General features: G+C 39.4%; 6 protein-coding genes. 2 read left to right on the top strand and 4 right to left on the bottom strand.

Going from position 1 to position 12,801, the window contains the following annotated elements:
- Positions 1 to 15: 15 nt before the first annotated feature.
- Positions 16 to 1,896, bottom strand: coding sequence for a CocE/NonD family hydrolase (locus tag DN064_RS06125; protein WP_115461762.1), 1,881 nt, complete (start codon positions 1,894 to 1,896; stop codon positions 16 to 18).
- 108 nt (positions 1,897 to 2,004) lie between these two features.
- Here DN064_RS06125 and DN064_RS06120 point away from each other — a divergent pair, with 108 nt between their 5' ends.
- Together DN064_RS06120 and DN064_RS06115 are read left to right on the top strand one after the other, a co-directional pair.
- Positions 2,005 to 4,185 carry an acylase gene (locus DN064_RS06120; RefSeq protein WP_115461761.1) on the top strand — a complete coding sequence of 727 codons (2,181 nt, stop codon included), beginning with the start codon at positions 2,005 to 2,007 and terminating at the stop codon, positions 4,183 to 4,185.
- Positions 4,186 to 4,194: 9 nt separating this feature from the next.
- Positions 4,195 to 5,085 (top strand): LamG-like jellyroll fold domain-containing protein, encoded by an 891-nt coding sequence (locus DN064_RS06115; protein ID WP_115461760.1) that lies wholly within the window; start codon positions 4,195 to 4,197, stop codon positions 5,083 to 5,085.
- A 49-nt stretch (positions 5,086 to 5,134) separates the two neighbouring features.
- Here the strand turns inward: DN064_RS06115 and DN064_RS06110 are convergent, their stop codons facing one another.
- The 3 genes from DN064_RS06110 to DN064_RS06100 all read right to left on the bottom strand — a co-directional run.
- A complete protein-coding gene (locus tag DN064_RS06110; protein WP_115461759.1) occupies positions 5,135 to 5,515 on the bottom strand; it encodes a hypothetical protein in 381 nt (126 codons plus the stop codon).
- Positions 5,516 to 5,525: 10 nt separating this feature from the next.
- The gene (locus DN064_RS06105; RefSeq protein WP_115461758.1) at positions 5,526 to 7,646 is read right to left on the bottom strand and encodes an elongation factor G; all 2,121 of its coding nucleotides are present in this window, start codon (positions 7,644 to 7,646) and stop codon (positions 5,526 to 5,528) included.
- 158 nt (positions 7,647 to 7,804) lie between these two features.
- A partial coding sequence (locus DN064_RS06100; RefSeq protein ID WP_157962250.1) for an Ig-like domain-containing protein occupies positions 7,805 to 12,801 on the bottom strand: 4,997 nt, incomplete at its 5' end.

Raw genomic sequence — 12,801 nt, 5'->3', positions numbered from 1 at the left:
GATGTTTAATGCAGATTAATCTTGCTTAATAGGTAATTTAATATGTGATGGATGTGCTTTTGAATGATGAATAGAATTGTTGGCAACAACCCCTTCTGATTCGTCATAGTTATCTCCACCAGTATTTAGATTACGAGCGAATCTTGGAAAATTACTGCTGGATATTTCGATTCTAATGCGATGGCCTTTTTTAAAATAATTACTGGTAGCCATTGGTGTAAGGTCTATTTTATAAACGTCGCCTTCTTTCATAAAAACTTCTTTATCATAACCTTCTCTAAATCGGGCTCTTTGAATGGTTTCATCTAAATTATAGGCGGTCCCGTCTGGATAAACATCAATAAGTTTGATGGTGAAATCTGTATCTTTTACATCTGAGGAGACATAAAGCGTACTTTCAATAAATCCTGTTACCTCGACACCTTCTTCCAAGATGTCGGTGGTGTAAACCAGAATGTCATTTCGAGTCTCCATAACACGTTGATCAAAAGATCCACCTTGTACAGCGTTACCAGTACAACATACATTACCTCCATAAGATTTTACAGGATTCATGGGATCGTACACATAAGAATCTGGATTGTCCTTACCTGGCATCTTTGTGCTTAAAGATCCATCCCCATACATGGTGTTAGCCTCCCCTCCACTGTTTAAATAATAAGTGACTAATTGGCTATCCTTAGGTGGCCATTGGTTGGCAGATTGCCATGTATTGCTCCCCATGGTATAATATTGAACACGGGGTGTTTTTTCTTTAAAATTGGTGTTTTCTCCTTTCAGCCACCAATCGAACCAGGCATAGATCTGCTCGTCATAGTTGAGCCGGGCATCACCAACATTACGCTCACCAACCATTGTGTTTTCAGTAGCTCTGGTGTAGCGACAATGTAATACTGGTGCTATCACCATATATTGATTGTCTCGAACTTCGGCATCCTCTGCATTATTTCTAACATGATTAAAAAGTGCCAAGTTTGGTGTTATCGATACATCATACCATGATGCAAACCAGAAGCTTGGTACTCCAAATCCCATATCATCATGGTACAAGCCACCAGCATACCAATCGGGATGATTGGGTTTACGACGTACCATTTTGTCAAATACCTCGCGCTTACCATTAATGTTTTGCAATATATCCTGGATTGGTAAATGGCTCAGGGCTTCGGACATGTCCACTCTAGGATTTTCTGGAGCTAAATCATAAAAGCGTGAAATCCTGATAAGATCTTCTTGGGTAGCACCAGCTGGAATCCGTGGCTTGAACTTATCATGTTCCACACCGTACAACCAGGAAAAGAAAAGCATTTGTTCTACACCACCTCGGTACCAATTGCCTTGCTCATATAGATCACCAACCCGTCCTACACCAGCCCCGTATGCTTGTGGCACCATTGCTGCATGTGAAGGGTGATCTAGAGCAGCTACTGCCATCTGCCATTCGGCTGTAGATGAGCATCCTATGGTTCCAATCTTCCCATTAGACCAAGGCTGATCTTTCATCCATGAAAAGGCATCATAACCATCTGTTAAAGGAACTCCCAAGATGTCCCATTTACCTTCAGAAAAATACCGACCACGTTCGTTCTGCACCACATAAGCATAGCCACGTTTAACAGCTTCATAAGCGCGTTGTGCCGTTCTGGTACGCTGCTCTCCATCACCCCAGGAATTAAAATTATATGGGGTTCTGGAAAAAATAATAGGAACTTTTTCATCAGTCTTTGGCCTATAAATATCTGTAGCTAATCGTATACCGTCACGCATCGGCATCATGACTTTTTGATCTATGATGGCAATTTCTTCAAGTTTTTCGAGGATATTGTTTTGAGCATGAGATTGATAAGAAAATAAAACAATTAAAACTGCAATAGATAGCCTGGTAATGGATGTCATAATGTTTTGGTTGGTTAAAGAGGTTACACAAGATAATCAAATTTTATCTGCTTTTGTGCGGTTTTCTGCTTTGCCAATTAAGCCTTATTTTCACATAAAAAATTTGAAATGCGATATCTTTTATTAGTGGCATTTATCGTACTAATTGCCTGTAATTCCGATAACAACAAAAATCCAGATATAGAACGTTGGGAGACTCATGCTAATCAAACTTCCATAATTAGGGATGGTTTTGGTGTTCCACATATCTATGGAAAAACAGACGCCGACGCGGTGTTTGGATTATTATATGCCCAATGTGAAGACGATTTTAATCGTGTTGAACAAAATTATATTTGGGCTACAGGAAGGTTAGCAGAAGTGGAAGGAGAAGAAGCGCTTTATAGTGATTTACGTGCCAAATTGTTTATGACAGAGGAAGAAGCAAAATCTAACTATGAAAATAGTCCTGAATGGTTAAAGGAACTATGTGATGCCTTTGCTGATGGTATTAATTATTACTTACATACCCACCCTGAAGTTGAGCCTCGACTTCTTACTAAATTTGAACCCTGGATGCCCATGTACTTTTCAGAGGGATCAATTGGTGGCGATATAGAGCGTGTGTCCACTCGTAGAATAAGAGACTTCTATGAAAATAGACCTTCTTTGTGGGAGATGCAAATACAACCAACGGCAGTGGAAGAAGCTGAACCGCAAGGATCAAATGGTATTGCCTTATCCGGCAGTATGACGGCTTCAGGAAATCCAATTTTACTCATTAACCCACACACTTCTTTTTTCTTCCGTGGCGAGGTTCATGTGGTAAGTGAGGAGGGCTTAAATGCTTACGGAGCAGTTACATGGGGCCAATTTTTTGTTTACCAAGGGTTTAATGAAAAAACTGGCTGGATGCATACCTCTACCTTTACCGATGTGATTGATGAGTTTAAAGAAACCATCGTAAAATCTGGTGATGATTTGTTCTACACTTATGGAGAAGAATTACGTCCAGTAGAAAAATCGGAAGTGATTCTGAAGTATAAAAGTGGTGACTCATTAAAAGAAAAAGCTTTTGACACCTATCATACCCACCATGGCCCTATTACCCATGCAGTTGATGGCCAATGGACCTCCACAGCACTCATGTGGGAACCGGTAAAAGCTTTGGAACAGTCCTACATACGCACTAAACAAAGTGGGTATAAAGGTTTCCGTGAGATGATGGATATAAAAACCAACTCCTCAAATAATACGGTGTATGCGGATGCAGAAGGTAATATCGCTTATTTCCATGGCAATTTTATTCCTGTTAGAAATGAACACTTTAACTATCGCTTACCGGTTGATGGAAGTAATCCTGATACTGATTGGAAAGGATTACATGATGTTGAAGAGGCCATCACCTTGCTTAATCCAGAAAATGGCTGGATTCAGAATTGTAACTCAACGCCTTATACGGCAGCCGCAGAAAACAGTCCTAAGCGTGGAGATTATCCAAAGTATATGTCTTTGGATCGCGAAAATTTTAGAGGTGTGCATGCCATCTCATTACTGTCTAATGGAAAGAAGGATTACAGTTTAGATGATGTTATAGCTATGGCTCACGACCCTTACTTACCAGCCTTTAAGGATTTGATTCCAGGACTGGTATTGGCTTACGATAATAATAGTGATGCATTTGAAGGTATTAAAGGGGCTATAGAATTATTGCGCAATTGGGATTTTAATACGAGTGCTGAGTCCAAAGCTATGACCCTTGCGCATTATTATGGAACAGCCGTAAATAGAAACAGCTCGAGACCAAGAGGCATGGGAATGATGGATTATTTCAAATATTTTGGTACAGAAGCACCAGAAAAGGAACGACTTCAGGTTTTTACAGATGTTTTAGCACAGCTCACCCTGGATTTTGGTACTTGGGACTTAGTGTGGGGTGATGTTAATCGTTACCAACGATTGAATGGAGATATTTATCAGGAATTTGATGACTCTAAGCCAAGTATTCCCATTGGTTTTGCATCTGGTCGTTGGGGAGCTTTGGCTGCTTATGGTGTGAGCTACAGAGCTGATAATGCAAAGAAAATTTATGGTACGAGGGGTAATAGCTTTGTAGCTGTGGTTGAGTTTGGAGATAAACTAAAGGCTAAAAGTATGCTTGCTGGTGGACAGAGTGGTCATCCTGAATCTTCTCATTTTAATGACCAGTCACAGCGTTATGCCAATATGGAATTTAAGGATGTACTCTACTACAAGGATGATGTGGAAGCCAATGCTGTTAAGACCTACCACCCTGGTGAATTAAAATAAATATATCTTATGAAAAATAGTTTTGTCATATTAGTCTTAGCATTGGTCCTATTATCCTGTGGAAACAAGACAAAGAAGTCCTCAAACCAAATTGAGGATGGAATGGATGAATCTTCCATTTCAAATAATCTAAAAGAGGCATTAACGCTATATGCCTCATTTGATACGAGCATTGATGCTGATGTAGCTAATGGGGATGCCAAGCTATATACTGTTATGAATAGACGTGAAGCCGATTCAGCAATAGTGGGCTTACACAAAGATTCGGTTTCCCATTCTAAAAATCTTGGTAAGACTGATGGTGCCTTGTTATTCAGTGGTAAGACCAAAGGCAGTATTTATTATAAGAGTAGAGGAAACATTGCTTATGATAGCACTAATTGGAATGGTGCCATATCCTTTTGGTTGAAATTAAATCCAAACGAAGATTTACAGCCTGGCTACTGCGATCCTATTCAAATAACAGACGTCAGCTATAACGATGCCTCAATATGGGTTGACTTTACTAAAACATTACCTAGAGCCTTTAGATTGGGAGTGATAGAAGATAGAGATGCCTGGAACCCTGAGCCTGAAGGGCCAGATAATGAAAATCCAAAGTTCTTAGATTTGCTAGTTAGAATGGATGATCCACCCTTTAACAGAGACGAATGGACTCATGTTTTGGTCAACTACTCTGGGTTAAACAGTCCTGATGGAAAGGCAGAACTTTATGTTAACGGAGACTTTGTTGGTGTCCGTGAGAACATAAGTAATGCATTTACCTGGAATCTGGAAGAATCCAATATCTATTTAGGCTTAAGCTATATTGGTTTATTTGACGAGTTATCCATCTTTAATAGGAGTTTATCAAAGGAGGAAATAGAGGTATTATATAAAGGAAAATCGATACTCAAATAATAAAAAAGACCACTAAAACGTGGTCTTTTTTAATTGATTAGAAGTCTATTTATAGCACCTCGAGAAAATAATCCATCATTTCCTCTTTAAGATCGTAATGCAATTTAATGTAGGTACGCATATCATCTTTTAGGGTGTATTGCTCGGTTTGTAATCGTCCGTCAATAGATTCGTTGAAATCAACATTTCTAATGCTAATGGCTTTGTTTTTACATCGATGCATGAGTTTAGAAATAGCGTCCTTTTCTATCATAATTCTATTTTGAAACATCTCTAATTTCTTTAGAGCAATAGGGTCTTCAATTCTTGAAACAGCTTCTTCTAGTTTTTCCTGGAAGGTATCCATTTCATTAAAATGAAATCGTAATTCGCGCTTCCAGGTATCAATATTGAACTGAAGATCGCTTAAATACATAACTTTGCTTAGCATACCGGTCTATTTATGTTGTTATTAATTCTTGTTCTTTAATTAGTTCTTTTTGCACATGTGCAGGGACAGGACTATAACCTTCAGATTTTGTCGTATAAGTAGCTCTACCTTGTGTGAGGGATCGCAGTTGTGTTGAGAAGTCAGACATCTCAGCACTTGGTATGATACATCGTAATACCTGATAATGGTCTTCAGTCTCGATACCTTGAATAATGGAACGTCTACTCTGTAGTTCTGTCATAACTCCTCCTACCATTTCTTCAGGAGCTCTTAAGGTCAATAATTCTGTTGGCTCTAGAAGTTTAGGGTTGGCATTTATAAATGCTTCTTTAAAGGCGTGAGATCCTGCTATTTTAAAGGAAATATCATTGGAATCAACGGAGTGCATTTTCCCATCATAAACCATTACTCTAATATCACGAGCATAGGAATTAGTTAATGGTCCATTCTCCATGACTTCCAAAATACCCTTCATGATGGATGGCAAATAACGTTGATCGATGACACCGCCAACTATGCAATTGTAGAATACTAATTTTCCGTCCCAGGGTAAGTCCACAACTTCTTTTCCTCGAAGTGAGAAGCCTTCTGGCTCTGGAATTCCTTCGTACCAGGGTTCAATTTTTAAATGTACCTGACCAAATTGTCCAGCTCCCCCACTCTGTTTCTTGTGCCGGTAGTTAGCCGTTGCACTACGTTGAATGGTTTCTCTATAGGATATTTTTGGATTTTCAAAACGCGCTTTTACACCATAAATATTTTCCAAGATCCAATTGAGAGTTGCTAGATGCAATTCTCCTTGCGTTCCTACAATGGTTTGATGTGTCTCGTTGTTATAACTGAGATCAACTGTAAAATCCTGACTATGTATGCGTTTTAGGGCATCAGATAGTTTCTCTTCATCTGAATTGGATTCTGCAAATACGGCCTTTAAAACACGTGGCTGAGGGAATTTAATAGGTTTAATGGTACCTGCTTCGGCCTTAGTAGCCAGAGTATCATTGGTGTCGGTATATTTTAATTTAGTTGTGGCTCCAATATCGCCAACAGTTAACTTTTGAACTGGATGCTTTTCCTTACCGTCCATGATGTAGAGTTGGTTAAGGGTTTCACTCTCACCGGTTCTGGTATTGTAAAGTTTATCGTTGGTGTGCACTTCGCCAGACATCACCTTAAAGAAGGTAATCTGCCCGAGATTTGGTTGGTAGATGGTTTTGAAAATAAAGAGTGAGGTGTCATCTTCTAGATTAGGGGTTACCAATCCCCCCTCAATAGTTTGCTCAGGTTTTAAGTCAGCCGCAGCAGGTGCTACATTATCAATGAATCCCATTAAACGGCCAGTTCCCATATCATTTAAAGCAGATACGCAGAACACTGGAAATACGTCGTGGTTAAGCATCCCTTGCTTTAAGCCTTGACGTAATTCGTCTTCGTTAAGAGTACCTTTATCAAAAAAGAGTTCTAAGAGTTCTTCATCATTCTCGGCGGCCTTCTCCACGAGCTCGTTATGCAAGTAATTGGCACGATCTAACTGATCTTCTGGGATAGGTAGTTTTTCTGGCTTACCACCTTCGGGACCAAACTTATAGCACTTCATTTTCAGTACGTCTATGATGGCCTGAGCTCCATCTAAATTAATGGGGTATTGAATAAGTACCGCATTGTTACCTACTAGACTTTTTAAGTTTTCAACACTTTCATCAAACTTGGCCTTTTCACTATCAATCTTATTAATTACAAAAAGTGTTGGTTTGTGGTACTTGTCTACATAATTCCAAATAATCTCAGTACCAATATCGGCTCCATGTTTGGCATTGATAACCGTAACAATTGTATCTGCCACCCGAATGGAGGACATAATCTCTCCAATAAAATCATCCAATCCAGGCGTATCTATAATGTTGATTTTATAGTTACGCCACTCTGTATGCAAAGGGGTAGCAAAAACAGAAGCACCGCGTTGGTGCTCAAATTCGTGATAATCAGAAACCGTATTTTGCTGTTCTACAGTGCCGCGTCTGTTAATTAAGCCGGCTTCAAACAACATGGTCTCTGCAAGTGTTGTTTTACCGGCTCTGTGGGCACCAACAAAAGCCACATTTTTGATGTGCTTGTTGTCGAATTCTTTCATATGAACTTTGATTTAGTTAAAACTTCAGTGAAATGCGTACATTAAAAGTACGAACCAACAACGGCCAAAAACATGATAAAGATTAGGTTTCGCTTTAAGATACAAAAAAACCACGCTTATTAGGCGTGGTTTTTATTAAATATCTGTTTTTGAATTATTTAGTTGGATATTTTCATGAATTGTTTAGAAATTACACGACCATTTATTTCTAACATTAAGAAATACATACCGTCTGGTAAATCAGAAACATCTTCCTTAACAATATCACTCTCGCCATCAATGACATGAATCTCTCCTTTATGCCCAGTTCTACCATTGATTGATGTAATGTAATATGTTCCAGTGACCTTTTGTCCACTATTATCAATTTTAATTGATAAGTCTCTATGAGCTGGTACTGGATACAAACTAACACGACTTGCATCAATCATAAGATCTGAGTAAGCGCCATCATGTGGAGTTAATGGTGGGACATCATTGTTATCGTCTCCGTTACATGGCTCTCTCTCCTCTTGCATCTCACATCCGATGTAAACATCATCAATTAAGTTACCTACAGAAGTTGTGGTACCGGATTGTCCTCTCAACATAATAACGGTGCTATCACTATCTGGCTCAATGGCAATTTGAACAAACTCCCAGCCATCTTCCCAGGTTCTTACTATAGTCTCAACAACCGACAGGCCGTACGTGGTGTTTTCTGAATGATCTTCTGGATCGAAGTCAGACTCAGAGCCTACAAGAACATCCATGACATTTACTATGTTGTTTTGTCTACGTTTCTTATGGTAGAAGCTCAGATAAACTGTTGTATTAGGCTGCGTTGTTACTACCTGATACATGTTATCACCTTCTGCTCTACTCAATAATTCGAAGTGGAAATTACCACAGAACGAATCGTTACCATCAATACGACCAGTTTCCTGAACTTCAATTGAAGTAGTTGTAGACCATCCTAACCAAGAAGGTTCCTGATTAGCAGAATACTGATGCCAACCATTATTGAAGTCATTATTCTGAGGATCATCCTTAGCTATTTGTGCACCCTCAGCACCTGGGTTATCAAATGTTGCAACATCACACAATGGTTCTGGATCAGCTGAAGTACAGCCGGAAGCCAAGTCTCCATTTTTAAATGTTGTGAGATCACCGCTCACCGTATAAGGTGCAAGCGCTCCACCATTTCCGTCATAACGATATACTTTGTTGTGACCATAGTTGGTAGTTATGAACTCATTAGAAGCATTTAATGCCAGTCCATTTACTTTGCCTGCAATATCTCCTACATGAATTTCACTATCTGGTCCACCAGCAATGAAATACAATTTGTTTTGAGCCCTTGTAGCTAGGTACAGTCTATTATTTCTGAAAATTAGATCACCACCTTGTACAGGTACTTCAGAAGCAATGACTGAATAATCACCATCCAATTCTACTTCATAAATCTGGTCTTTTTGAGCAGAGCCTAAATAGATCTTATCTTCAAAGAAGGCCATACAATAGATAGAATTAATAGACGATCCGTCGGTTGCATTAAGCGTAATTACATCTTCTGTAGTACCACCATTAGGATTGATCTTATAGATTTTATTATCGTCTTCATCAACAGCATAGACATAACCATCTGTAGTATTCAGTGTTATATGTGCCTGATATGGTAATGAAGTAATGAAATCAAAGTCAGCAACTAAGGAGTTGTCATCCAGTGACACACCGTAAAGACGGGTATCTCCACCATTATGATCAGCATAGAAGGCTTTATAATCCTCACATGGATCTTGTGGATCTTCATCACGACCTACACAACCTGCAGCAAAATCACCATCCATTAATTGATCGAAATCGGCTACGACATTATAAGATCCTAATTCAGCACCGTTATTGTCAAGAACATAGACAACGTTAGCACCATCATTAGTCATTACAAAGTTTCCACCAAGTGATAATCCAAATCCGTTAACCTGAGCTGGAGTTCCCTGATTATTATTAATAACGCTTCCAGTTAGTGAGTCGAAATCTAATAAGTAGATTTTTCTGCCACTTCTACTAGCAGAGAACATTCTTCCATCCTTAACCGCTAGGTCACCACCATTAATATTCAAGTTGGTGAAATCGTAATGCGTAACTGCAGCAGTCAGTGGGTTAACTGAATAAATATCATTAGTTACACTAGAGCCCAGGTACACCATATCGTTAAAGAATGTATTCTGAACAATACCCCCAGGAACTCCATCCAATTCGATTCTGTTGAGTTCTTGCCATTTAAGGCTTACTGGGTTGTAGACGAACGAAATTAATTCGGATCCATCATTTCTAGCGGTATATAGAATATTCATGTCTTCATCAAATGAGATGTGTACTCTATAGTTTGCTCCGTATTGTGCCATGTCTATAAGTTCGGTGAACGTTGCATTTCCGTTCTCAAACTCAACACCATAAATGATACTTGAAGCATTGTTAGGTCCATTGTGTGCGTAGAACGACGCATAAGTCTCACAAATTGGATCTTCTTCAAATACTGGCTCACAAATAATCTCGTGAAGGTTAACATTAATATCGGCGTGAATAGCACCTGAATTAGAATAGGCTTCTTGTCCATCACTCCAAACTGTATAGTTTAACCAGCTAGCAGCCCCTAATCCACTGTTTTTAGCATTGGCACCATCACCAACCTGGAAGGCATAATCGTTATCCATTTTAGTGAAGGTGATGGCATCATATTCAAAATCTCCTTCCAATAAAGTCATTTCTCCTCTTCCAGGAACGAGTTCATAATAATCCCAGATTGGATCTTCAGGGAATCCAGTGTCGTCAAAACCATGAGCACTAAACGGATCTACTCCTGAAATATCTTCAATAGGTGCAAACTCGAAATACACGCTCCACACAGAACCTTCATAATCATCTTCACAATTGTTATTTTGGATTCCACTTAAGACCGCCGTTCCAGTAATTACGAAGTTTCCATTACTTAATAGCGTATAGGCGTATCCTTTATACATGTCATCATCAAAACTAAAGTTGGCTTTAGCACCTTGACATGGGAATCCGTTGACCCAAACACTGTGTTTGTAGTTTTCAGCCTCTCTCGTATGATCTTTAACTTGATATAAATCATCGGCAATACCACCATATAATACACATGGATCTTCTTCAGGTGGATTAGGGTTACACTGAGGTGTTCCTGGTGGGTAGGCCACCTTAAACTCTTGTGGCATAACTCCATCCTCCTCATTATTAAGAGAAGCATTTGGTCCCATAAAGCGTCCACCGTTTCCAGAGTTAAAGGAAACTTCAATATCAGCTGTAGGTCTTAGATCTTCAAATCCATCATCACCCATTACCCATACGTCGTCTTCTAATACCCAACCTGGCCAATCTATAACCACATCATTTTCATCTAAGACTATTCCTGGCCATGGGATCCAACCGGAAGCCATGCCATTCTCAAGTTCTATTTCGTCTGTATCCACTGTGGCCCCATCATTGTCTTTCCAGGTAATGGTAAAACTTGTTACGTCTGGTAGACCAATTAATTTAACATCATAGTCTAAATAGGCACCGTCTTCAAAACAGAAGCTACTAAAGTCTAGTTGTACATCTGTACACACTTCTGCCTCAACTTCCTCTTGGATTTCGCATTCATTCTCTGAAACAACCATAAGTAATACAGATTCACCAGATGGAATGCCCGAAACAATACCATTCTCGTTATCCACTTCACCGGCCGAACTTTCTACCTCTCCATTGGATTCAAACGTAATGCTATAGGTTAAAGCATCTTCTGAACATTCCTTAGAAATTATCTCAATTGTTGGGTCTGGGTAAACCGTTACCTGAATCATGGTTGGTAAACTTTCACAAGAGTTACCATCAATTTGAGTAACATAATAGGTCTCAACTGAAGCACTGTTTGTATCAATGCTTGGTGCTCCATCTAATTGATTGATACCGTTCTCGTCTGAATACCATTTTAGAGTTCCTGTAGCTGTAACAGATGATTCAATATCATCAGGAGTTTCACCTATACAATATGACAGTGGTGTTGTCTCAGGTGCATCTGGAAGTGCATAGATTTCAAGTTTAACAGGAATCTTAGCAGAAGTACAATTGGTTGTAGTATTTCTTGCTTGCGCAAAATAAGTAACCATACCAACATTACTTAATGACGGATCTTGTACTGGATTGTTCTGAGCATCGAACCAGTCAATGACTTCACCATTACCAGCTGTTGCCGAAGCAGTAAGAGTTTGACCAGAGTCACACTCTGCCTGATCAGAGGCCTGAGGAACTTCTACTACAGGACAACTACAATCTGGAGCTGTTATAATAGCTTCAGCTGTACATTGATCAGTACTAGTGGCTACAAGGGTAATGTTTTGACCAGCAGGGATTCCAGATACAGAACCATTAGCAACAACAATACCTTGGATATCTTCTTTTACAGTTACTGTTCCATTACTTGAGAATGCAACAGAATAAGTTAAAAGGTCTTCAGAGCAAACAGGTGTCTGTGGAGTAATCGTTGGAAGTGGATTAACTGTAATCTGAACAGTATCGGAGTTCTCACAACCATTACCATCTTCGTAAGTATAAGTAGCAGAACCAGAACCATTAGCTGGATTGAAGTTACCATTGGCATCAACATCACCAGACCAGGTACCACCAGCAGGACTTGCCTGAAGTTGGAATGAACTAGCATCTATACATACTGGATCAACATCAGTAATACTTACCTCTGGAAGTGGGTTAACTGTAATCTGAACAGTATCGGAGTTCTCACAACCATTACCATCTTTATAAGTATAAGTAGCAGAACCAGAACCATTAGCTGGATTGAAGTTACCATTGGCATCAACATCACCAGACCAGGTACCACCAGCAGGACTTGCCTGAAGTTGGAATGAACTAGCATCTATACATACTGGATCAACATCAGTAATACTTACCTCTGGAAGTGGGTTAACTGTAATCTGAACAGTATCGGAGTTCTCACAACCATTACCGTCTTTATAAGTATAAGTAGCGGAACCAGAACCATTAGCTGGATTGAAGTTACCATTGGCATCAACATCACCAGACCAGGTACCACCAGCAGGACTTGCCTGAAGTTGGAATGAACTAGCATCTATACATACTGGATCAACATCAGTAA

Origin of the sequence: Winogradskyella aurantiaca, assembly GCF_003362725.1 — a bacterium.
In the GTDB taxonomy this organism is placed as follows: Bacteria; Bacteroidota; Bacteroidia; order Flavobacteriales; family Flavobacteriaceae; genus Winogradskyella_A; species Winogradskyella_A aurantiaca.
Note: the sequence above shows the minus strand (reverse complement) of the source record. Positions and strands in the feature narration are given on the sequence as shown.